Below are 23,229 nucleotides of genomic sequence, written 5' to 3'. Positions count from 1 at the left end.
AGCGGGACTTCGTGCCTACCATGGAGGCGGATCGCCGGGAAACTTCCGGCGTACACTCCGACGGAAGGAACGACGTTGACCCGCACCGAAGAGGATCTGCTCGGCACGCGCGAAGTACCCGACGACGCGTACTGGGGAATCCACACACTGCGAGCCATTGAGAACTACCAGATCTCAGGCCGCACCATCAATGAAGCACCCGAACTGATTCGTGCATTTGCGCAGGTCAAGAAGGCGTGCGCCTTGGCGAACATGCAGCTCAAGGCCATGAAACCCGTTAAGGCCGAGGCAATCATCGCCGCCTGCGACGAAATCATCGAAAACGGGCGTTGCATGGACCAGTTCCCCGTCGACCAGTTTCAGGGCGGCGCGGGCACATCCGTGAACATGAACGCGAACGAGGTCATCGCGAACCTCGCGCTCGAAATCCTGGGGGAGGAGAAGGGGCGCTACGACGTGATCAACCCCAATGATCACGTCAACCGCTCGCAGTCGACGAACGACGCCTACCCGACCGCGTTCCGCATCGCCCTGTGGCGCAAGGTGAATCGTTTGCGCAAGGCCCTCGACGAGCTGGCGGACGCCTTTGACGAGAAGGGTGCCGAGTTCCGCAGCATCCTGACGATGGGACGCACCCAGCTGCAGGACGCCGTTCCCATGTCGCTGGGCAGCGAGTTCTCTGCGTTTGCGCACACGCTGCGCGAGGAAGATGAGCGCCTCGTCAACAACGCCGAGCTGCTCCTGGAGACGAACCTGGGTGCCACCGCCATCGGTACGGGCCTGAATACGCCGGACGGCTACCAGCAGGTCGTTGTGCGTCACCTGCGCCGCATCACGGGCGCGCGCGTCGTCGGCTCCCCGAACCTCCTCGAGGCCACCTCCGACACGGGTGCCTACGTGTCCATGCACGCCACCATCAAGCGCAGCGCCGTGAAGCTCTCCAAGGTCTGCAACGACCTGCGTCTGCTGGCCTCCGGCCCGCGCGCTGGCCTCAACGAGATCAACCTGCCGAAGATGGCAGCCGGCTCCTCGATCATGCCCGCAAAGGTCAACCCCGTCATCCCCGAGGTCGTCAACCAGGTGTGCTTCAAAGTCATTGGCAATGACCAGACCGTCACCATGGCGGCCGAGGCCGGACAGCTCCAGCTCAACGTCATGGAGCCCGTCATCGCGCAGGCCCTCATCGAGTCCATCAACCTGCTTGTCAACGCATGCGATACGCTGCGCGAACGCTGCATCACCGGCATCACAGCGAACGAGGAAGTGTGCCGCGGCTACGTGGAAAACTCCATCGGCATCGTCACCTACTTCAACGACGTGATCGGACACCACCTGGGCGACGTCGTCGGCAAGCGCGCCGCCGCCGAAGGCAAGACCGTGCGCGAGGTCATCCACGACATGGAACTCCTCTCCGAGTCCGAGGTTGAGCGCATCCTCTCGCCCGAAAATCTCGCCAACCCGAAGTACGCGGGCACCGAAGAAGAGTGAGCACTGCGCTCACAGCCTGCGCATATGACCGAGGCCGGGGAACCCACGTGGGGACCCCGGCCTCGTCGTTTGTGTGATCTCAGGACTGCAGTGACTCCTTGAAGGCGCGCACGAATGTACCGAAACGCTCCACCTGTTCTGAGAAGTACCGATAGATGCGGCGGCGTGCATCGCCCACGTATTCGACGGTACGAAGCTCCTCGTATCGGAATCGACCTCGTTCGTCGATGAGGTCAGAATCAACCAGCCGGGCGGTGACCTCGCAGCGGAAGTGCGTGTAGGTACCGTCATCCGTGGCCTCTAGGACACGGCACACGAGGCTCATCTGTGAATCGTCGAGCACGGGGATGCCGTCATAGTTGCTCGATGCCACGTGGGTGTCGCTGAGCTTATCTCCACCAGAGATGGTGCCCGCGTATTCGAAGAGTCCCATGGCCTCGGCCCCGAAAAGATTGAGGGAACACACGCCCGAGCGCTTGATCGAGCGCGCCGCGTGCGTGGTGGAATCGCAGCCGATCATGACCATCTGGCCAAGCGAATACGACGAGGACCCTGTCGTGATGCCGACCCCCACTTCCTCATCGGGATAAGCCAGGATGTAGACGGGAAAACCGTAATAGAACTTCTCGGTGTCGTAGGGAACGTGCATGCTTCCATTGTGCGCCGGACGCATCGGGTGGGCAGGGCGTACGACGTGGAAGGAGAGCATGTCCACGAGGCACGAGTGGGCCGGAAGCACACGCTACCGGCCCACTCGGTTATACGCGCGCTAGTCGGCGGAGGGGTTGTCCCGCTGCTTCAGCTCGCGCCGCACGTCCTCGAGTTCCTCACACATAGCCGTGGTGAACGGATGGTCGGCACCCAGGACGCGCTGGCTGCTGACGAGGAGCTGTTCGTACAGGGTGATGGAATTGTCTGTGCGACCAGCCTCTCGGTATGAGTCTGCGAGTTCACGGCGCGTGTTGTACGTACCCGGGTGGTCCTCGCCCAGGACGCGGATCTGGTCTTTCATGACCTGCTCGTACAGGGTAATGGCCTCAGGGAGGCGGCCAACAGACCGGTATGTGTATGCGATGTTGTTGAGCGTGGTGAGCGTGTGGGGATGGTCTTTGCCGAGGGCGCGGGCCTGGTCTTGAGCGACCTGCTCGTACAGGGTGATGGCTTCATCGTGGCGCTCAGCAGACGCGTATGCGCTTGCGAGGTTGTTGCGTGCGGTGAGTGTGTGGGGGTGGTTGTCACCCAGGATGCGCGCGCGGTCTGTGATGACCTGCTCGAATAGGGTGATGGCTTCATCGTGGCGCTCAGCAGACGCGTATGCGCATGCAAGGCTGTGGCGTACGGTGAGCGTGCGGGGGTGGTCGGGACCCAGGACACAGGTCAGGCCTGTGACGACCTGTTCGTACAGGGTGATGGCTTCATCGCGGCGGCCAGCTGATTCGTATGCGTCAGCCAGGTTGTTGCGCGTGTTGAGTGTGTGGGGGTGGTTGGCGCCCAGAATGCGCGCGCGGTCTGTCGCGACCTGTTCGTACAGGGCGATGGCTTCATCGCGGCGGCCCACCGCATTGTAGGTGTATGCGAGATTATTGCGTGTGCTGAGTGTGAGGGGGTGGTCTTCACCCAGAACGCGCGCGCGGCCTGCGGCGACCTGCTCGAACAGGGCGATGGCCTCAATGCGGCGGCCAGCAGACTCGTATGCGTCTGCCAGGCTGTTGCGTGTGCTGAGTGTGAGGGAGTGGTCTTCCCCAAGGACGCGCGCGCGGCCTGCGGCGGCCTGCTCGTACAGTTGGATGGCCTCAACGAAGCGGCCCGCCTGCAGGTGACAGTTTGCAAGGTTGTTACGCAAGGTCAGGGTGTTAGGATGATCGTCGCCAAAAATGCGGATGCTGTCGGTGATGACCTGCTCAAACAGGGTGATGGCCTCATCGAGGCGTCCCGCCTCCTGGTAACAGGTGGCGAGATCGTTGCATGCGCTGAGCGTCTGAGGATGATCCTCACCCAGAACACGTGCATAGTCTTCGCGGATCTGCTCGTACAAGGTGATGGCCTCATCGAGGCGCCCTGTCTGCACATAGGTGTCCGCAAGGTTGCTGCGCTCGGCGAGTCTACTGAGGTGGTCTTCGTCCATGCTGTGGGTCGGGTCTTTGGTGGTCTGCTGGTGGGAGACCTGTGTCAGTGCGGTGATTGTGCGCTCGAGTGCTGTGTGCTTGAAATCCGGTGACGCTGGTGCGAGCGTCAGGTACTCCTGCGCGACGCTACCCAGGAGTGTGTCGAGGTATTGGAGTTCGCCGGGGGCGTAGTTCTGGCGTGCTGAGGCTGATTGTACGAGAACGTAGTGTCGGAACACCTCGGGCTTGAGTATTGCTTCACGTAGGGCGTTCTCGTCGTCGGCAAGGAGCGTGATGGTTTGCTTCACTGATTCCTCGAGATGATCGATGAAGCTATCGATGTGGGACCTGTCGTAGCCCGATTCAACGAGCTGTCCCTCGATTGCGTCTAGTTCAGCGCTCATCGAGTTTGTCAGGTGGTGACACGTCTGTGCGTCGCAACTACTAGGTATTTCGGCCGAAAGGCTGAGGGCCTGTTGGTAGAGGTCGTGCCCACCCTCAATTGAGTCGGCTGTGAAGCCGAATCCCGGTACTGTAACAATCGATGTCACGATGTTGGTCGTGATATTTAAAGCTGCCATCGCTGTGTTCATGCGCACAGTGTACTTGCTACAACAGGCGGGAATGACAACCGGAGAAAACTTGTTGCAGCTGGGGCGAACGTGACGATGGGCGGTCTGGTTTCGTGGCACGAATTGAGTGAATCGAAGACGTGAGGGAGAGCTGACGAGGCCGGGGAACCCGCGTGGGGAACCCCGGCCTCGTTCTCATGATCGCTGGGCACCGCGAGGGAAGAACGCGGGCCTAGCGACGATCACTCCTCGCCAGCGTGGTCGTTGCCCTGGATGGCGTAGTTGAAGAGCTCGTACTTGTCGATCGCCTGCTGGACGACCGACGGGTCGACCTGGCCCTTGTCAGCGAGGGCAGCAAGCGTGCGCACGACCATCGACTCCGCGTCGATGTGGTACCAGCGGCGAGCGGCGCGGCGGGTGTCGGAGAAGCCGAAGCCATCCGCACCGAGCACGTGGTAGTCGCCGGGGATCCACTGACGGATCTGGTCGGGCAGCATACGGTCGAAGTCGGAGGAGGCCACGAACGGACCCTCGCGACCCGCGAGCTTCGTCGACACGTAGGGGGTACGGCGCGGTGCGGACGGGTGCAGGAAGTTGTGTTCCTCGGCATCCAGGCCGTCGCGGCGCAGCTCGTTCCACGAAGTCACGGACCACACGGCGGCGTCAACGCCCCAGTCGCGAGCCAGCAGCTCGCGGGCCTCGCGCGCCCACGGTACGCCGACGCCGGAGGCGAGCAGCTGAGCCTTGGGGCCGCCGAAGTTCTGGTGCTCATCAAGGTTGTAGATGCCCTTGATGATGCCCTCGACGTCCACGTTCTCCGGCTCAGTCGGCTGGTGGATCGGCTCGTTGTACACGGTGATGTAGTACATGACGTTCGGGTCGCGGCCGCCTGCGTCACCGTACATGCGCTGCAGGCCGTCCGCCATGATGTGGCGGATCTCGTAGGCGTAGGCCGGGTCGTAGGACACGAACGCGTGGTTGGTCGCGGCCAAAACCTGAGAGTGACCGTCCATGTGCTGCAGGCCCTCGCCCGCGAGCGTCGTGCGGCCGGCCGTCGCGCCGATGACGAAGCCCTTGGAGAGCTGGTCGCCGGCCGCCCAGAACTGGTCGCCCGTGCGCTGGAAGCCGAACATCGAGTAGAAGATGTAGATCGGCACCATCGGCAGGTCGTGCGTGGCGTACGCCGTGCCGACGACCTGGAAGGCGGCAGCGGAGCCAGCCTCGGTGATACCCGTGTGCAGGATGCGGCCCTGCTCGGACTCGCGGTAGGACAACATCATGTCCGCGTCGACGGGCGTGTAGGACTGGCCGGTCGTGTTGAAGATCTTCGCCGAGGGGAAGATCGCGTCCAGACCGAAGGTGCGGGCCTCGTCGGGGATGATCGGCACGAAGTACTTGCCGACCTGCTTGTCCTTCATGAGGTCCTTGATCAGACGTACGAGGGCCATGGTCGTGGCGACCTCAAGCTTGCCGGAACCCTTGGACAGTGCTTCGAAGGGGCGGGCGGGCAGCTCGGGGAGCTTGGGCTGGCGGTCGGCGCGGCGCTCGGGCACCCAGCCGCCGAGGATCTCGCGGCGCTCCTTCATGTACTGCAGGGCCGGGTGATCGGCCGGCGGCATGTAGTACGGAGGCATGTAGGGATCGCGCTCGAGTTCTTCGTCCGTGATCGGGATCTGCAGGCGGTCGCGCAGCTGCTTGGCGTCCTCGAGCGTCAGCTTCTTCATCTGGTGCGTCGAGTTACGGCCCGCGAAGTGCGTGCCCAGCGCGTAGCCCTTAATGGTGTGGGCGAGGACGACGGTCGGCTGGCCGGTGTGCTCCATGGCTGCCTTGTAGGCCGCATAGACCTTGCGGTAGTCGTGGCCGCCGCGCTTGAGTTCCCAGAGCTGGTCGTCTGTCCAGTTCTTGACCATTTCCTTGGTGCGCGGGTCACGGCCGAAGAAGTGCTCGCGCACGTAGGCGCCGTCGTTCGCGCGGAAGGTCTGGTAGTCGCCGTCCAGGGTTTCGTTCATGACGTGGACGAGGGCGTCGTCCTTGTCGGCGGCGAGCAGCTGGTCCCAGCCGCGGCCCCAGATGACCTTGATGACGTTCCAGCCGGCACCCTTGAAGAAGGCCTCGAGTTCCTGGATGATCTTGCCATTGCCGCGAACCGGGCCGTCGAGGCGCTGCAGGTTGCAGTTGATGACGAAGGTCAGGTTGTCCAGGCGCTGCTGGGCGGCGAGCTGGAGCATGCCGCGGGACTCGGGTTCGTCCATTTCACCGTCGCCAAGGAAGGCCCACGTGTGCTGCTGGGATGTGTCCTTGATGCCGTTCATGTGCAGGTAGCGGTCGAACCACGCCTGGTAGATGGCTTCGGCGGGACCCAGGCCGAGCGACACGGTGGGGAACTCCCAGAAGTGGTCGAGCTGGCGCGGGTGCGGGTAGGAGGGCAGGCCATGCTTGGTTGAAACCTGCTGACGGAATCCGTCCATTTCCTCTTCGGAGAGGCGGCCTTCCAGGAAGGCGCGCGCGTAGGGGCCGGGGGAGGCGTGGCCCTGGAAGAAGACGTGGTCGCCGCCGCCGGGGTGGTCCTTGCCGCGGAAGAAGTGGTTGAGGCCGACCTCGTAGAGGGTGGCGACGGAGGCATAGGAGGAGATATGTCCGCCGACCTTGACGCCGGGGCGCTGGGCGCGCGTCACCTGGACGGCGGCGTTCCAGCGGATCCAGCGGCGGTATTCGCGCTCCGTGGCTTCGTCGCCGGGGAAGTACGGTTCCTGGTCAACGGGGATGGTGTTGACGTAGGGGGTCGTGTATTCCTGGGGGAGCTGAACGCCGTTGCGGCGCGCTTCGTCCAGCATGTGCAGCAGGATGTAGCGCGCGCGTGGGCCGCCCTTTTCGTTGATGAGCCCGGACAGGGACTCGACCCATTCGGCGGTCTCCTGGGGGTCGTTGTCGGGGACCTGGGGGATCAGCCCGTTGACGACGACGGGGCGTGACTCGTGGAGTTGGCTCACGGTGTACCTTCTCGCTTGACTCGGAGCTGCGACGTGCAGCGTTCTAGGGCGGTGTCTTCGATCGACACCGCACATATCGGGACCATTGTCCCACTAATGGTGTGGCTTTTCTAGCGTTTGATGATCCGCGTGTGTATGAGGTGCCTTTCACCGATGTTGGACGCTGGCGCTATGCGTAAACCTGCTGGTCAGAGTGATGTTGTCCATCATGGGTGTTTCGCCTGGTGTTATCCCTTGCATTCGATCTGGTTTCATGCCCTAGGATGAAGGAGTGAACGTTGATATGACACAGAGCAGCAGCTCGTCGAGAGGCGGTGCTGCGTGATGGCAGTGAGCCTGGGTTTTGCGTCCGATGCGATCGTGCAGGAGTTCTACGTCGATGATGACGTCGATCAGAAGGTGCGCGAGTCGATTGAACAGGAGACCGGTCATCCGCTGGTTGACGTCGATTATGGCGATGTCGTGGACGGCGCGATCGTGTGGTGGCGCGCGGATGACGCTGAGGAGGAGGACCTGGCCGACGTCCTGGTGGACGCCATGTCGAACCTGGATGACGGTGGCCTGATTTGGGTTCTGATTCCTAAGCCGGGGCGTCCTAATTCGGTGCGCGTGGGCGACGTTGAGGAGGCCGCAAAGATTGCGGGTCTGCACGCGACGACGTCGACGGCGCTGGGCGAGGAGTGGGCGGGCGTGCGCGTGACCGCGCGTCCTCGTTCGCGTCGCTAGGTTCATCGACGAGGCCTGGGCGGGGGAGCGCTCTTGGGTGTTCCTTTCGCTCGGGTCAGAAAGTGACCGTTCGCGCTCGATCTGGTAGATTGGCGCGTGCGTGGGGCCTTTAGCTCAGTTGGTTAGAGCGTCTGGTTTACACCCAGAAGGTCATCGGTTCGAGCCCGGTAGGGCCCACAAAACGGGTGGGGCCGGAAGCGAAAGCTTCCGGCCCCCAACGCGTATCTTTAAACGCGTATCTTTAGGCGGCGCGCTACTCGGCGGCTGAGCCATCCTCCTGCTGCTCTAGCTCGCGCTTGGCTGTTTCGAGTCTATCCCGCACCGTTTTGGTGAGCGGGTGGTCTTCACCTAGGATGCGAGCACAGTCTTTGGTGACCTGCTCGTACAGGGTGATGGCCTCGGTGAGGCGTCCCGCCGACTTGTATGCGCCTGCGAGGTTGTTGCGCGAGGTCAGGGTGTTGGGGTGGTCTTCGCCTAGGACGCGGATACTGTCGGGCAGGACCTGCTCGTACAGGGTGATGGCCTCGGTGAGGCGTCCCGCAGACTCGTATGCGCCTGCGAGGTTGTTGCGCGAGGTCAGGGTGTTGGGGTGGTCTTCGCCTAGGATGCGGATACTGTCGGGCAGGAGCTGCTCGTACAGGGTGATGGCCTCGGTGAGGCGTCCCGCAGACTCGTATGCGTATGCGAGGTCGTTGCGCGAGGTGAGTGTGTCGGGGTGGTCTGCACCCAAGACCCGGATGTGGTTGGGCAGAAGGTTCTCGTATAAGGTGATGGCCTCATCGAGGCGCCCCGCAGACTCGTATGCGCCTGCGAGGTTGCAGCGGGAGGTGAGTGTGTCGGGGTGGTCTGCACCCAAGACCCGGATGTGGTTGGGCAGAAGGTTCTCGTATAAGGTGATGGCCTCATCGAGGCGTCCCGCAGACTCGTATGCGCCTGCGAGGTTACAGCGGGAGGTGAGTGTGTCGGGGTGGTCTTCGCCTAGGATGCGGATACTGTCGGGCAGGACCTGCTCGTACAGGGTGATGGCCTCGGTGAGGCGTCCCGCCGACTCGTATGCGCCTGCGAGGTTGCAACGGGAGGTGAGTGTGTCGGGGTGGTCTGCACCCAAGACCCGGATGTGGTTGGGCAGAAGGTTCTCGTATAAGGTGATGGCCTCATCGAGGCGGCCAACAGACCGGTATATGTTTGCGAGGTTGTGGCGTGAGGTGAGTGTATCGGGATAGTTCGGCCCCAGGACACGGGCACGGCCTGTGGCCACCTGCTCATACAGGGCAATGGCCTCGCCTGTGCGGCCAGCCTTCCGGTACGTGTCTGCGAGGTTGTGGCGTGAGGTGAGTGTATCGGGGTGGTCCTCACCCAGAACACGGGCACGGTCTATGATGACCTGCTCGTACAGGGTGATGGCCTCATCGAGGCGGCCAGCATCTCGGTATACATTTGCGAGGCTGTGGCGTATGGCGAGCGTGCGGGGGTGGTCCTCACCTAGGTCACAGGTTCGGTCTTTGATGACCTGCTCATACAGAGGGATGGCCTCAACGAAGCGGCCCGCTAAGCAGTATGTGTATGCGAGGTTGTTGCGTGCAGCAGATGTCTTTGGATGCTTGTAGCTGTACGCACGGGTGTAGTCGATGAGAAGGATCTCGTACTCGGTGATGGCCTCATCGAGGCGGCCAGCTAACCGGTAGGTGTATGCCAGGTTGTTGCGCGTGGCGAGTGTTTTGGGGTGGTTTTTTCTCAGGGTACGGGCACAGTCGGTGAGAAGGGTTCTATACTGGTCTATGGCCTCGTCGAGGCGACCAGCTGCCTGGTATGCTTTTGCGCGCTTATGACGCGAGGTAAGTGCATCGAGATTGCCGCTACTTAGGACGCGGGTAAGCGCGTTGGGATCAGCGGTGTCGAGGATACGGGTGACTGCTGTGGGGACGTGTCCGTACTGGGTGGTAACTGTGTCTGGGCTGTCCGTGTCTTTGTCATCGTCGACGAGGTTGTTGCGCTCGGCGAGTGTGTCCAGGTGGTTCTCGCCCGTGCTGTGGGTCGGGTCTTTGGTGGTTTGCTGGTGGGAGATCTGTGTCAGTGCGGTGATTGTGCGCTCGAGTGCTGTGTGCTTGAAATCCGGTGACGCTGGTGCGAGTGTCAGGTACTCCTGCGCGACGCTACCCAGGAGTGTGTCGAGGTGGTGGAGTTCGCCGGGGGTGTAGTTCTGGCGTGCTGAGGCTGATTGTACGAGAACGTAGTACCGGAATACCTCGGGCTTGAGTATTGCTTCACGTAGGGCGTTCTCGTCGTCGGCAAGGAGCGTGATGGTTTGCTTCACTGATGCCTCAAGATGATCGATGAAGCTATCGATGTGGGACCTGTCGTAGCCCGATTCAACGAGCTGTCCCTCGATTGCGTCCAGTTCAGCGCTTATCGAGTTTGTCAGGTGGTTACATGTCTGTGCGTCGCAACTACCGGCTATTTGATCCAGAAGGCTGCGGGCCTGTTGGTAGAGGTCGTGTCCACCCTCAATTGAGTCGGCTGTGAAGCCAAATCCCGGTACTGTAACAATCGATGTCACGATGTTGGTCGTGATATTTAAAGCTGCCATCGCTGTGTTCATGCGCACAGTGTACTTGTTACAACAGGCGGGAATGACAACCGGAGAAAACTTGTTGCAGCTGGGACAAACATGACGGCAATCTGAATCTCATACGCGGTGTGATTGAACAATTCTTCGCGTATGAGGGTCCGGGTAGTGTGGTTTGCGGAAGGCCCCATTGCTGCGATTGTTACAGACAACCCGATAGGTGCAAGTAACCCGCCTACGTGCAGCTGCGCCGATAACTGGTATCGGGAATCCCACCCGCATCACCTCCAACGCTCTGGCGAACTCCATGCTCCCTGACACACCTGAATGAAAAGAATTCGCGTCTGGCGCGTATTGAGCGAATCAAAGATGTGCGGCAGAGCTGATGAGGTCGGGGATCCGTACGGGGATCTCTGACCTCGTCAATTGACACTAGGTGACACAGTGGAGGAGTACGCGCCTAACGACACTTGCGCCTGACTGCTTCGAGATTTTCGTGCACTGTCATGGTTAGCGAATGATCGGGTTCCAGGATAGTCTGGCACTCGGTCACTAGCTCCTCATACAGGCGAAGAGCGTCGTAAAGAGGCTCTTCTGAGTTGTGTGTGGGTGAGTGGGTGTTGGTCGGGGGTTGCGGGTAGAAGTTGAGGTCCGTGATGATGAGCGGACTTCTACCCCGCTGTCGTCAAGGGACCTCGGGCGGTGTCTCACCCTACCTGCTGATGTTCTGTGTCGCTTGATCGTTGTGATCGGTGTGATCTGCTCGTCGGTTTGGAGGGCTTCCATCTGATGAGCGTAGCTCGCACCCCAGATGCTCTAGTGCTCGATGTTGAGTCGTGCAACCAGCTGGCTGGCTGCCCGGGTTGTGGGCTGAATCGCTCAAGGCCACGGGCGTGTGGTGGTGGAGGTGATCGACGCGCCCTGGGCCGGGGTCCCGGCGCGGATCCGATGGTTTAAGCGACGCTGGATATGCCGCGAACACACCTGCCAGATCGCGACCTTCATCGAGCAGAACCACTCAGTGTGTGCTCCCAGGGCGCGTTTGGGCGCCCGGGCGATCCGCTGGGCGATCCGACAGTTACGCTTCGAAGGAGCCACCACCTGTGGCTTGGCCCGCCAGTTAGGAACCACGTGGAACACCGCGTGGTCCCACATCAAGCCGCGCCTGCAAGCCGCATCTGATGACCCCGCCCATTTCGCAGGCGTGCGGGTACTGGGGGTCGATGAGAGGCGTGTGGCATCACCAGGACCGACGCCGACGAGGGCCCACGTGAGCTCACCGGCATCGTGGACCACTCGCGGGAAGGATCATCGCACGGCCCGCTTGAGTGGACCTGGTCCCAGGAAGGTCTGGCACCGCGCATGAGAACTGGCTAGAAGAGCGCGGCGAACAGTTCGCTCCGGTATCCAGATCGCGACTCTAGACCCCTCCAAGGGGGAGACAGTAAGAACGCCATCGCTTGGCCTGCTCCCAGGGCGCAACCAGCGTGCTCGACACCTTTCACATCGTCACGCTCGCTGGCGACGCTCCAGGCGAGGTGCGTCGCCGCGTCCAGCAACACACCCTGGGTCACCGCGGACGCAAGGGTGACTCCCTCTACCAAATCCGGCTTCTTTTGCGCGCCTCACACACGCAAGCTCACCCCCCGCCAACAAGAACGACTCCGTGAGGCCTTCACGGCAGATGAGGCGCATATCAGTGTCGAAGTCGCCAACCTTCACCGGGCAAGTGCGCGAGGTCTTCCACCAAGACACACCCACCCAAGGCCAACGCCTGGCCACACACCTCATCCAGCGCCTACCAGCCTGCCCCATCCCCGAAATCGCACGCCTAGGGGCGAACCACCCTACGCAAATGGAAGGACGCACTCGACGCCTACTTCGACACCGACAGAGCAAGCAACGCACCCCACAGAAGCCATCAACGGACATTATCGAACTAGGAAAACGCACCGCCAGAGGCTACCGCAACCCCACCAACTACCAACCCCGAACGCACCTCATCGCAGGAGGCCTAGACGCCTCCACCCACACCCAACTCTGAAGAGCCCCATTACAGTTGTGCAATACGATTTCGCTCCTCTCGCAGTTGCTCAGTCGATGGAGATGTTGAATCAACGGATGACTCTGAAATTACAATCAAGTTATCGTATATGCCGGTTGCTTCGCGATATTGTTTATCCTCTGTGAGCCATCGGGCAAGATTATATCGCATTGTAAACACATCGGGATTTGAGTCCGACAACCGATCTGCGGCCTCCTTCACGAGAGATCTTAGATCGGTGATCAATTCCGGAGATGTACCGTTGGCCTTCTTCTTGGAAGCAAGTAAATTGTGTCTATAAGTAATGATGTCGGGATGTGAATCTCTGAGCACTTCTTGAGCTCTTTGCAAGGCCTTGTTGGAATATCTAATGGCTTCAGTGTGCTCTCCTGTCAAGCTGTATGACTGTGAGAGTGCGGTAAATGCGTGGGCTTTGAATTGTTTCTCGTGTGATAAGATGATGGGATCCATGTGTTCAATAGCGTGGTGAAGATGGTTTATTGCAGTTTGAATCTGATTGTTTTGTTCTTGTTTACTCATGTTAAATGAATTGATAGTGTCGTTAGTTATTCTTGCGAAATAATATTCATAATAGCTGTAGTAGGGGTCGTCCTGATTAGTATATGCAAGTGTCTCCTTGCAAATTTTCAACGTCGTATCATCTTTTCCTTCAAAGTAGTAAAGTAGGGCTATGTGTGATCGATAGACGTAATACTTTGGGTGACTAATGCTGATTAGTGAGAATAGTTCGTCATACACTGCGTGAGCATCAGCAAATTTTCTGAGTGCGCGCAGATTAGTCCCAAGATGGTCAAGAATTCTGATCCATGTTTCTGTATTGTGTTCTAGCGAGCGTAGGTCTCTAATTGAAGTGTATAGAGTTGCTCCGTAATTATAGAGGCTAAGGTCGTAGCAATTCGATAGAATTTCTTCAATTAGAGTTGTCATGGTGATCTGGTCGACGCTGCTGACGGACGATAAGTCTGGTGCGATTGCCATAACTTGAGTGGTTAGGTCGCGCAGTTGTTGTCCGTATTGCAAAGTGTTGCCTAGTGAGGTCTTTATGCTGCTGGCGCGCGCTAATGTGTCGCAAGCGTTGCCCACCGCCGCGGATTTCGCCGATTGCTTCCGTATTGCGTGGCCGAATAAACGATGGATTGTTGTGTATCTTGAGTCCATCGACTCTTCGATAATTGATGCATCAAGTAAAGCGCGATATGCTTTACTTCTGTTTAAATTGCTATGCTCTTTGAGCCAAGCAGATGGGACGCCTGATTTGTCGAGGTAGCAGAGTGAGTCGAGGATTCTAATGGCTTCTTCTCGAATCTTACCTGTTTGGATTCTGTCGAGTGTTGTTTGTACAGCAGTATGAAGAGCTAGAATGGCACCTAAGGTGTAGTTATCCCCTTCGATAGGTTCAAGTAGGTCTTGCAGGTCATTGTCGCTACAGGATGTAAGGGCCATGAGATATTCGGATAAGCTAGAGTTGAAATATCGTGAAGCAGTAACTGCTGCCTGGGTGATGGCAAGTGGTAAGTTACCAAGATGTTCAGCTATTAGGTTTGCGCTTATCTTATCTTCGTCGTTAGTGGTTTCAACTAGGTATTTGCATGATTCTTTTTGGGTAAAGTCGTTGAGGTAAAAGCAGTTCCAGTCATTATGGAGATCCCATCCGCGATTATTACGTGTTGTGATAATGACGTGTGTGCGCGGAGCGTCCGGTAGGAGATCCTTTAGATCCTCGACTGTTTCTACATTGTCGAAGATAAATAGACAATCTTCTTTGATGGCGGATCTAAAGGTTGTAAGTACCTGTTTCACTCTAATTAGTATATCCATTTCTTTATCAGTATTTACATTTAACAGTGATTCGCCAAATGCGATTAAGTCTGTTATTATTTTAGTGCGTGCTGATGCGTCGATCCATGCAACTAGTGACCAGTGTTTCTTGATGCATGTGTCTGCAATGGTTGCTGCAAGGCGTGTCTTGCCACTTCCTGCATGTCCAATGAGGGCGCTAAAATGTGTGTGGTCTGATGAACTGGGATTGAAAATTGTGGCGTACAGTGTTTTGTTATCATATGTTGGATTACGTTCGATCCAGAGCTTCAGCGGTTGTGGACGGCTACCCCATGTTGAGTTGTTAAGTTGACGTGAACGGTGGTTGCTGAGTGCATCCTCTACGGTTGTCTGAAGCCGTTCGATTTTATTGTTAATTTCTTGATGCTCTTTACTATGCGTTTCTGACGTGTTCGCGACAAGGTTTTGCAGTGTTTCAAGTTCTGCGCGGATCTTACTAAGTTGTTCGACCGTAGCCCTAAGTGCAGTCTCATTATAGTTTGGCGATTTTTTAGCTAGCCTCAAGTATTCGTCTGCAATGCAGCGAAGAAGGCTGTCGAGGTGGTGTTCCTCCTCAGGTGCGTAGCTCGCTCGTTCCGGTGCTGATTGCGTTAAAACGTAGGCGTGGAATTTTTCGGGCTTTGTGATTGCTTCGCCTAACGCATTCTCATCATTGAGGAGTTGTGTGATAGTTCGTTTGGCCGATGTCTCAAGGCGTCCTATGAACAGGTCAATACTCTTCTCGTCACGGCCTAAACTACCTAGCTGGTACTCGATAGAGGCCAGCTCATCGCTGATTGAGTTTCTGAGCGTCCCGCTCATCTGCGCTTCCGCACTGCCGAACGTCTCATCTTTAAGGCTGCAAGCGAGCTGGTAGAGCTCTTGTCCACCTTCTATAGCATCAGCGACGAAGCCGAAGCCGGCTACTTTGACAACAGATTTGACGATGGTGGAGGAGATATTGAATGCTGCTCTCACTGTGCTCATACGCACAGTCTACAGACTTAGCGGATGGTATGTGGTAACACGCAAAGTAGCGTGACAGTGGGGCCGGAAGCTCTCGCTTCCGGCCCCACACCGTGCCTGTCTGCCTGTTTGTCAGGACACCTTCATTCAGTGCCCGAAGGCGCGCCTGAAGAGACCGTCAGAGCGTGGCCCGCTCAGGCCTCGTGAATGCGCTCCTCGACGACGTCCTCGCCGGCGACGAGCTTGCCGGAGGCGCCGGCCCCCAGCTGCTCCATGGCCAGGCGGCCCACCATCTGCTGGTTCGTCGTCGTGCGCTGCGAACGCGCACCCGACAGGAAGCTGAAGAACCAGTTCACCAGCGTGCCCACCTGCGACTTGAAGCCGACGATGTACAGCAGGTGCAGGAAACACCAGGCCACCCACGCGGTGAAGCCCGTCAACTTCGTGTTACCCATCTTCACGACCGCCTTGAAGCGCGCGATCGTCGCCATCGAACCCTTATCGAAGTAGGAGAACTCCGTGGCCTTCGGCTTACGGCCCGCCAGGCGCGCGGCGATGGTATCGGCGGCGAAGCGCGCGGACTGGATGGCACCCTGCGCGACGCCGGGCACGCCCGGGAACGCCATCATGTCACCCAGCACGAAGATCTCGGGGTGCCCGGGCAAGGTAAGGTCCTTGTTGACGGTGACGCGGCCCGCGCGGTCCACCTCGGCGCCCGTGGCCTCGCCCAGCGCGCGGCCCAGCGGACTCGCGGACACGCCCGCAGCCCACACCTTGCACACGGACTCGATCCGTTCCTCCTCGCCGGACTTGTACTTCAGGGTCACGCCCTCGGCATCCACGTCGGTCACGAACGCGTTCATCTTCATCTCGACGCCAAGCTTGGCCAGCGCCTCCTCGGTCTTGTGGCCGAGCTTTTCGCCGAACGGGGGGAGTGGGTGCTCGGCACCGTCCACCAGGATGACGCGCGCCTTCGTCGGATCGACGTTGCGGAACTCGCCCTTCAGCGTGTGAGAGGCGAGCTCGCGGATCTGCCCGGCCATCTCGACGCCCGTCGGACCCGCGCCCACGACGACGAAGGTGAGGAGCTTGCCTACCAGGGCAGGGTCGGTCTCAATCTCGGCCAACTCAAACGCGCCGAAAATACGTGCGCGCAGCTCGAGCGCGTCGTCGATGGTCTTCATGCCCGGCGCGAACACCGCGAAGTGGTCGTTGCCGAAGTAAGACTGACCGGCGCCCGCCGCGACGATCAGCGTGTCGTATTCGGTCTGCTCGTACTTGTTGTGGTTGCGCCACTTGACGACGCACGCCTCGACGTCGATTTCCTCGACGAGAGCCTGCAAGACCGTGACGTTCTTCTGGCGGCGCAGGATCTCGCGCGTGGTGGGGGCGATGTCGCCCTCGGAGAGGATGCCCGTGGCCACCTGGTAGAGCAGGGGCTGGAACAGGTGGTGCGACGTGCGAGCCAGGATGGTGATATCGGCGTCGACCTTCTTCAGTCGACGAGCAGCCGTGAGGCCTGCGAAACCGGAGCCGATGATGACAATGCGATGGCGGGACATAAGATCTCCTTCGATAAAGCAAGGCTAATCTTACCTAAATGTGGCTCATGTAAATTGTGAAGTCGCGCGCACTTGTCTCTAGAGTCTTGACGCCGTCACAATCTCGGCAGCCGCAAGGGGATCGGGCTTACCGGTGGGCGTCGTCGGCAGCTCGTCCACGACCGCAATCCGACGCACCTTCTCCCAGGGGGCCAGCGCCTCGCTCAGGGCCTCCGACAGTGCTTCGGCGTTCATCGACGAGGCCTGGGCGCGGCCCGCGGGTGAGGGGACGATGAGCGCGGCGACAATTTGCCCCCAGCGCTCGTCCGGCAGCCCCACGACGAGGGCATCGGACACGGTGTCCAGGGTTCGCAGCGCGCGCTCGACGGTGGGGGGAGCGACGAGTTCCCCAGCCGTGTTGATCATGCGGTGGGCTCGTCCCACCAGGTGCAGCCAGCCGTTCTCATCGCGCGTAGCAAGGTCGCCGGTGTGCAGCCATTCCTCGCCGCGCACGACGCCGGGGCCTCGCACCCAGATCTCGCCCATCTCGCCGACGCCCGCCTCGCGCTCGGGGGTGGCCATCACCCGCAGGTCCACGTAGGGGAAGGGGACGCCCAGTGATCCTGCGGGCGCGCCGCAGTCGGGCGTCGCGACCGTCCCGGCCCCCGACGTCTCCGTCATGCCCCACACGTGGATGGGCGACAGGCCGACCGCTCGCATCGCGTCCGCCAGGTCCGCCGTCATCGCGTCACCGCCGATCAGGGGCCGCACCCACGAGGACAGGTCCCCTCCGCCGCGCTTGTACTCCTCGACGAGGGCGCGCACAATCGCGGGCACAGCAAACATCATCGAGATCCGATAGCGCCCAATTGCGTCCAGCACGCCGCGCGCATTAAAGGAACCCGGGAACCCCAACGTCACCAGCGTCCCACCGCGCGTCCACACGTCCATCGACGTGCCGTTGAAGCCGCCGATGTGGCTGACGGGCGCGCACACGCCCACGACCGACGAGGTCGGCGCGTAGTCGAAGCCCTCACGAAAATTCGTCGACCCCCACCACATGACCTCGTGGGTCAGCTCAACGGGACGAGGCGTGCCCGTCGATCCGGACGTGAACAGGACGGCCGCCAGCTCGCTCCCGCAGCGCGCGGGCGCGGTACGCATCGGCGTCGCGCAATCCACCCAGGCAGCCAGGTCGCCAAACGACGCCCGGCGCAAGCCCGCGGAAGCCAGGGCGAGCGCAGTGGGGGAGGAGGCCTCGTCGTGGAAGACCCACGAGGCCCCCACCTGCGCGCACATCGACGCGAGCGCGGAGGCGGGCATGCGCGGGGAGAGCGGAACCGTCACCGCGCGCAGCCACGAGGCCGCGACGTGCACGATGTAGTGCCACGGAGAATTTGCACCGATGACAGCCACGCGCGTGCCCGCACCGATGCCCGCCTCCGCGAAGGCGCGAGCCAGGCGAGCGACCGTGTCAACCGCCTCACGCACGCTCCATTCCTCGCCCGTCACCGCGTCGACCAGGGAGAGCCGCTCAGGGTGGCGGCGCGCCGAGGCCAGCAGAGCCCGCGCGGGTGAATAGTCGGGGGTCACGAGGCCGCGGCGGCCTTCGCGGCGGCCATGGCCGCGTGACGCTCCGAGCGCTCCCTCAGGCGAGCCAGCACCGACCCGGCCTCCTGCAGCGTCGAGCCGGAGTTCGCGATGTGTTGCAGCTGCTCGGGGATCTCGAAGCCGCGGGCACGCATGCCCTTCGCCCACAGCAGGCCCGCACGGTACGAGGAACGCACAAGGGGGCCGGCCATGACACCAGCGAAGCCCATCTCCTCGGCCTCGGCGGCCATCTCCACGAACTCCTCGGGGTGCACCCAGCGGTCAATCGGGTGGTGCAGGGGAGAGGGACGCAGGTACTGCGTGAGCGTCAGCAGATCGCAGCCCGACTCGTGCAGGTCGCGCATCGCCGCGCTGATCTCCTCGCGCGTCTCGCCCATGCCCAGGATCAGATTCGACTTGGTGACCATGCCGCCGTCGTGGGCGCGCTTGATCATCGCGAGCGAGCGATCATAGTTGAAGGCCGGACGAATCTTCTTGAAGATACGCGGCACCGTCTCCAGGTTGTGCGCGAAAACCTGCGGGCCAGCCTCCACAACCATGTCGATGGAGGCAGCCTGACCGCGGAAGTCATCGACCAAGAGTTCCACACCCGTGCCCGGGTTGAGTTCGTGGATCAGACGGCACGTCTCGGCATACAGCCACGCGGCACCGTCGGGCAGGTCATCGCGGGTCACGCCCGTGATCGTCACGTAGCGCAGATCGAGGTCGCGCACGGACTCGGCGATACGACGCGGCTCGTCCTTGTCGTATTCGGTGGGACGTCCCGTCGCGATGTCGCAGAAATCGCAGCGGCGCGTGCACAGCGCACCACCCAGGAGGAACGTTGCCTCACGGTCCTGCCAGCACTCGTAGATGTTGGGGCACCCGGCCTCGGCGCACACCGTGTGCAGGCCCTTCGCATGCGAGAGCGAGCGCATGTCCTGGTAGTTCTCGCCGGCCTTCGCGGTCGTGCGAATCCACTCGGGCTTCTTCTCGATCGGCGTCTGCGAGTTGCGCACCTCGATGCGCAGCAGCTTGCGGCCCTCGGGATCGGGCAGTGTACTCATAGCGTTGACCTCGTCGTGTAGGAAACAGTAGCGGGCGGGGTTGCCAGACAGGGAGCGATGCGCTCCACCATGCGTGGGATGAGCTGGGTCGCGGCCTCGGCGACGGTCGTGTGGATTCCCTCCCAGGACAGGGAGGTCACGTCCGCGTCGGTCAGGCCGCAGGGAATGATCCCCTCGAAGGCATGGGCCGGGTCGATGTCCACGTTCAGGGCGACGCCGTGCAGGGTCGCGCCGCGCGCGACCTTCAGGCCAATCGCGCAGATCTTGCGGTCGCGGCGTCCCTCCTCGGTGAGCCACACTCCCGCGCGTCCTTCGATGCGGTGGACGGGCAGGCCCCAGGCTTCACGTACCGTGTCGATGACCGAGGCCTCGACCGCGCGGATCCACTGGACGAGATCGACCGGTTCCTTCAGGTGCACGACGGGGTAGACGACGAGCTGACCCGGCCCGTGCCAGGTCGCCGACCCCGCGCGGTCCGTGCGGATCACGGGAATGGTCGTCGAGGGGATGTCCTGGGGCTTCGTGTGGCGCCCGGCCGTCCACGTGGGCGTGAACTGGGAAACGATCAGCGTGTCCTCGCCGCCTGCGAGGACCTCCTCGTGCAGGGAGCGCTGGAGCGCATCAACCTGCGAATAATCGACCAACCCTTGGTCGAGGAGACTCAAAATCTGCACGGATGTGATCATAGTCGCGGGCAGGGTCCCTTGCTTGTTGGGGGTCCGGTATGCTTATCGCATGCGATTGTCCTCTCATTCTTCCGAACCCGACGCCCCCGACTCAGCCCAGGCCTCGTGGCGCGTCGGCGACCTCATGGCCCTCATGGAGTCCTGGTACCCGCAAGCCACGGCGCAATCCTGGGATCGCGTCGGCCTGATCGTCGGCGACCCGGACGCCCCCGTACGCTCTCTTCTCCTGGCCCTCGACCCGACCGCCGCCATCGCCGAGCAGGCCGTCGCCGGACCGGATAGTGACGGACATCCCTACGACATGGTGATCACGCACCACCCGCTGCTCCTGCGCGGAGCGTCCTTCCTGCCGGTCACCGACCCGAAGGGAGCAGTCGTGACGCGGCTGATCCGTGCGGGTGTCTCCCTCTTTAACGCGCACACGAACGCCGACGTCGCCTGCGAGGGCGTTGCCACGGCACTCGCCGACCTCATCGGCCTGCGCGACACCGTACCGCTCGAACCCTGCGGCGTTGACGCCGAGGGACACGAGATCGGCCTGGGGCGCGTCGGGACCGTCGAACCCACGACGCTCGGGGCCTTCGCCGACCACGTCGCCTCCGTGCTCCCCGCCGGCCCCACCGGCCTCCTCGTCGGAGGGGACGAGGCCATGGCCGTGTCCCGGGTCGCCGTCCTGGGTGGCGCGGGGGACAGCGCATTGGACGCGGCGCGCGCCGCCGACGTTGACGTGTACCTCACGGCCGACCTGCGTCACCACCCAGCCTCCGAGCACCTCGAGGGCGGACGCCCCGCGCTGCTGTGCGGTTCCCACTGGGCGACAGAATCCCCGTGGCTACCCGTTCTTGCCCGCCGTATCCGGGCGGCGGCCAGCGCTTCTAAAGTGGAACTTCGCGTCGAAGTCTCTACGATTGTCACCGAGCCATGGACCAGCTACCGAGTCACCCAGGGAGAACTAGCGTGAAAGCGACGCACACCGACCAGCTCGACCTTCTCGAGCTCCAGAAGCTTGACCAGAAGGAATCGGCGCTGCGCCACAAGCGCGACTCCCACCCCGCGCACGCGACCGTGCGCGAGTTCGCGGGCCGCGTCGCCGACCTGCAGCGCGCCGCCATCACTCAGAGCGCCCTCATCGCGGACACCACCCGCGAGGTGACCCGCATCGAGGACGAGATCGCCAAGGTGAGCGAGCGCCGCAAGCGCCAGCAGAGCCGCATCGACAACAACCAGGTGCCCCTGCGCGACATTTCCGCCATGGAACACGAGATCGCCCAGATGGATCGCCGCCTGGCCAAGCTCGAAAACGACCAGGTGGACGCCGAGGAGCGCGTCGAGGCCGCACGCGCCGCGCAGGAGAAGATGAAGGAAGAAGCTCAGGCCATCGCCGCCGACATTGAGCGCCTCAAGGCCGAGTTCCAAGCCGACGTCGCCGAGGCCGACGACGAGCTGCGCAGCGTCATCGCAGCGCGCCGAGCGCTGGCTGAGCGTCTCCCGCACGCCCTGCTTGAAGAATACGAGGAGGCACGCCGCCGCAATGGTGCTCTCGCCGTCATCGAAGTGCGCGACGGCTACGGTATCGGCGTGGCCGCCGACCTCAGCCCGATGGAACTCGAGCGCATCCGCCTGACCCCCGCCGACGAGCTGTACCTGACCGAGGACACATCCCAGATCGTCGTGCGCACGGCGGCGAACACGCCGCGCTGAGGCTCAGGCCCGAACCGCGTAGACATCCGCCAGGTAGAAGCCCTGCCTGCTTGTCGTGACCGTCACCCGCACCCGGGTGGCGGTCACGGGCTTATCCAGGGTAATAATGCGACGGTAGCCCACGCAATGAACGCGAGCGATCTCCTGCTCAGGGCTGCCCTCCACGCACGCGCTCACCACGGCCTCGTCGATGCGCTGGCCCTGCGCGATGTCCTCCTCAAGCACCACGGCACCCACCGTGTGCGGCGCGTCGAAGCGTAGCGTGATGACGTTGCCCTCGTCTTCGCGGGAGGCGTCGACGCGGCGCGCGCGGAAGTCCGCGATCTTTTCGCCGAGGCGCGCGAGGACCTGCACGTCGGCATCTGCAAGAAGGCCGTCGCGGTTCGGGGGAACGTTCAAGAGGAAGGTCGCGTTGCCGCCGACCGAACCCTTCCAGATCGAGAACAACTCATCGACGCTGCGCACCTGGGAGTCTTCGACGTCGTGGTGGAACCAGCCTGTGCGCGTCGAGGTGTTGACCTCCGCGGGGTACCACGCCAGGGGACCGGAGTAGTCCGCCAAGGCCTCGCGCGACCCCAGGTCTTCGTCGCCGGAGGCCACCTGTCGGGAGAATTCGCCGTCGTCGGCCTTCTGCGACTTTTCTGCGGTGCGTTCGGCCTCGCGCAGAGAAGCGGGAACAACCGACCATTCGTTGGCTCGAACGGAGCCCGCCTCGTTGCCACACCAGCGCACGTCCGGGCCGCACACGGAGATAACCGCCTCGGGTGCCAGCGCGCGGACCGTGTCGTAGATGCGCTGCCAGTCATAGACCTGCACCTTGCCGTTGGGACCCTCGCCGCACGCGCCGTCCAGCCACACGGAGAAGACGGGTCCGTAGTGGGTGAGCAGCTCGATGAGCTGGTTGATATAAAAGTCGTTGTAGGCCTCACCCTGGCCATACGTCGGCTCCGTCATGTCCCAGGGGGACAGGTACACGCCGAACTTCAGGCCGTGACGCGCCGCCGCGTCAGACACCTCGCGCACAAGGTCGCCCTTCCCACCCTTCCACGGGGAGGAGGCCACGGAGTGCCTGGTGTAGGCCGACGGCCACAAGCAGAACCCATCATGGTGCTTGCACGTGAGGATCACGCCGGTCATGCCAGCGCTCACGAGCGCGCGCATCCACTGATCGACATCGACGTTTCCCGGGTTGAACAGTGCGGGATCCTCGTGGCCCTCGCCCCACTCGCGGTCCGTCATCGTGTTCATGCCGAAGTGGATGAACGCGTACATCTCCATCTTCTGCCACTGGAGCTGACGGTGGGTGGGCCGAATGTTGGCCAGGTAGTCCTCGTTGATCATGCCTATG

The 23,229-nt window shown here is 61.6% G+C and carries 15 protein-coding genes and 1 tRNA gene; 6 read left to right on the top strand and 10 right to left on the bottom strand.

What is annotated here, in order from left to right; all coding sequences use genetic code 11:
- Positions 1–75 precede the first annotated feature (75 nt).
- Complete coding sequence (gene aspA / locus O3932_RS04110; RefSeq protein ID WP_371536427.1) at positions 76–1,488, top strand: aspartate ammonia-lyase; 1,413 nt, start codon at positions 76–78, stop codon at positions 1,486–1,488.
- 79 nt (positions 1,489–1,567) lie between these two features.
- Here the strand turns inward: aspA and O3932_RS04105 are convergent, their stop codons facing one another.
- The 3 genes from O3932_RS04105 to aceE form a co-directional block, all read right to left on the bottom strand.
- Positions 1,568–2,137, bottom strand: coding sequence for a flavin reductase (locus O3932_RS04105; RefSeq protein WP_371536425.1), 570 nt, complete (start codon positions 2,135–2,137; stop codon positions 1,568–1,570).
- Between the two features lie 120 nt (positions 2,138–2,257).
- The gene (locus O3932_RS04100) at positions 2,258–3,997 is read right to left on the bottom strand and encodes a tetratricopeptide repeat protein (protein ID WP_371536422.1); all 1,740 of its coding nucleotides are present in this window, start codon (positions 3,995–3,997) and stop codon (positions 2,258–2,260) included.
- A gap of 410 nt (positions 3,998–4,407) precedes the next feature.
- Positions 4,408–7,155 (bottom strand): pyruvate dehydrogenase (acetyl-transferring), homodimeric type, encoded by a 2,748-nt coding sequence (gene aceE / locus O3932_RS04095; protein ID WP_371536419.1) that lies wholly within the window; start codon positions 7,153–7,155, stop codon positions 4,408–4,410.
- A gap of 324 nt (positions 7,156–7,479) precedes the next feature.
- On the opposite strand from aceE, the gene O3932_RS04090 reads away from it, so the two are divergent.
- The gene (locus O3932_RS04090; RefSeq protein ID WP_276740735.1) at positions 7,480–7,881 is read left to right on the top strand and encodes a DUF3052 domain-containing protein; all 402 of its coding nucleotides are present in this window, start codon (positions 7,480–7,482) and stop codon (positions 7,879–7,881) included.
- Between the two features lie 103 nt (positions 7,882–7,984).
- Positions 7,985–8,058, top strand: a tRNA-Val gene (locus O3932_RS04085).
- A 76-nt stretch (positions 8,059–8,134) separates the two neighbouring features.
- Here the strand turns inward: O3932_RS04085 and O3932_RS04080 are convergent.
- Positions 8,135–10,480: a tetratricopeptide repeat protein gene (locus O3932_RS04080; protein ID WP_371536416.1), complete on the bottom strand. Its 2,346-nt coding sequence runs from the start codon at positions 10,478–10,480 to the stop codon at positions 8,135–8,137.
- Between the two features lie 1,454 nt (positions 10,481–11,934).
- Between O3932_RS04080 and O3932_RS04075 the strand changes: the two genes are divergently transcribed.
- Positions 11,935–12,117: a transposase gene (locus tag O3932_RS04075; protein WP_371536414.1), complete on the top strand. Its 183-nt coding sequence runs from the start codon at positions 11,935–11,937 to the stop codon at positions 12,115–12,117.
- 383 nt (positions 12,118–12,500) lie between these two features.
- Here the strand turns inward: O3932_RS04075 and O3932_RS04070 are convergent, their stop codons facing one another.
- From O3932_RS04070 to lipB, 5 genes are all read right to left on the bottom strand, one after another.
- Positions 12,501–15,317 carry a tetratricopeptide repeat protein gene (locus O3932_RS04070; RefSeq protein ID WP_371536411.1) on the bottom strand — a complete coding sequence of 939 codons (2,817 nt, stop codon included), beginning with the start codon at positions 15,315–15,317 and terminating at the stop codon, positions 12,501–12,503.
- Positions 15,318–15,490: 173 nt separating this feature from the next.
- Positions 15,491–16,858, bottom strand: a complete 1,368-nt coding sequence (locus tag O3932_RS04065; RefSeq protein ID WP_371536408.1) for an NAD(P)/FAD-dependent oxidoreductase — start codon at positions 16,856–16,858, stop codon at positions 15,491–15,493.
- A gap of 78 nt (positions 16,859–16,936) precedes the next feature.
- Positions 16,937–18,430 carry a class I adenylate-forming enzyme family protein gene (locus O3932_RS04060; RefSeq protein ID WP_371536406.1) on the bottom strand — a complete coding sequence of 498 codons (1,494 nt, stop codon included), beginning with the start codon at positions 18,428–18,430 and terminating at the stop codon, positions 16,937–16,939.
- On the bottom strand, positions 18,427–19,494 hold the full coding sequence (gene lipA, locus O3932_RS04055) for a lipoyl synthase (protein ID WP_371536404.1): 1,068 nt from the start codon (positions 19,492–19,494) through the stop codon (positions 18,427–18,429). Before lipA ends, O3932_RS04060 begins: the two co-directional genes overlap by 4 nt.
- The gene (lipB, locus tag O3932_RS04050) at positions 19,491–20,168 is read right to left on the bottom strand and encodes a lipoyl(octanoyl) transferase LipB (protein WP_299241336.1); all 678 of its coding nucleotides are present in this window, start codon (positions 20,166–20,168) and stop codon (positions 19,491–19,493) included. The genes lipA and lipB overlap by 4 nt, the downstream gene beginning before the upstream one ends.
- Before the next feature lie 61 nt (positions 20,169–20,229).
- Between lipB and O3932_RS04045 the strand changes: the two genes are divergently transcribed.
- Both O3932_RS04045 and O3932_RS04040 read left to right on the top strand, forming a co-directional pair.
- Positions 20,230–21,141 (top strand): Nif3-like dinuclear metal center hexameric protein, encoded by a 912-nt coding sequence (locus tag O3932_RS04045; protein ID WP_371536401.1) that lies wholly within the window; start codon positions 20,230–20,232, stop codon positions 21,139–21,141.
- Entirely contained in the window at positions 21,138–21,881 is a 744-nt protein-coding gene (locus tag O3932_RS04040; RefSeq protein ID WP_315294745.1) for a hypothetical protein, read from the top strand. Before O3932_RS04045 ends, O3932_RS04040 begins: the two co-directional genes overlap by 4 nt.
- Before the next feature lie 3 nt (positions 21,882–21,884).
- Here O3932_RS04040 and O3932_RS04035 read toward each other — a convergent pair whose 3' ends face one another.
- Positions 21,885–23,222, bottom strand: a complete 1,338-nt coding sequence (locus tag O3932_RS04035) for an alpha-L-fucosidase (RefSeq protein ID WP_371536399.1) — start codon at positions 23,220–23,222, stop codon at positions 21,885–21,887.
- Positions 23,223–23,229: the final 7 nt, after the last annotated feature.

Origin of the sequence: Pauljensenia sp. 20925_1_25 (assembly GCF_041433955.1) — a bacterium.
Taxonomy (GTDB): Bacteria; Actinomycetota; Actinomycetes; order Actinomycetales; family Actinomycetaceae; genus Pauljensenia.
The sequence above is the reverse complement of the archived record's forward strand: the minus strand, read 5'-3'. Positions and strand labels throughout refer to the sequence as shown.

Bases quoted from the DNA above. Each gene is read 5' to 3' on its own strand.
- O3932_RS04105 (WP_371536425.1), bottom strand. From the start codon at position 2,137: ATGCACGTTCCCTACGACACCGAGAAGTTCTATTACGGTTTTCCCGTC.
- O3932_RS04100 (WP_371536422.1), bottom strand. From the start codon at position 3,997: ATGAGCGCTGAACTAGACGCAATCGAGGGACAGCTCGTTGAATCGGGC.
- O3932_RS04090 (WP_276740735.1), top strand. From the start codon at position 7,480: ATGGCAGTGAGCCTGGGTTTTGCGTCCGATGCGATCGTGCAGGAGTTC.
- O3932_RS04080 (WP_371536416.1), bottom strand. From the start codon at position 10,480: ATGAACACAGCGATGGCAGCTTTAAATATCACGACCAACATCGTGACA.
- O3932_RS04070 (WP_371536411.1), bottom strand. From the start codon at position 15,317: ATGAGCACAGTGAGAGCAGCATTCAATATCTCCTCCACCATCGTCAAA.
- O3932_RS04065 (WP_371536408.1), bottom strand. From the start codon at position 16,858: ATGTCCCGCCATCGCATTGTCATCATCGGCTCCGGTTTCGCAGGCCTC.
- lipA (WP_371536404.1), bottom strand. From the start codon at position 19,494: ATGAGTACACTGCCCGATCCCGAGGGCCGCAAGCTGCTGCGCATCGAG.
- O3932_RS04045 (WP_371536401.1), top strand. From the start codon at position 20,230: ATGCGATTGTCCTCTCATTCTTCCGAACCCGACGCCCCCGACTCAGCC.
- O3932_RS04035 (WP_371536399.1), bottom strand. From the start codon at position 23,222: ATGATCAACGAGGACTACCTGGCCAACATTCGGCCCACCCACCGTCAG.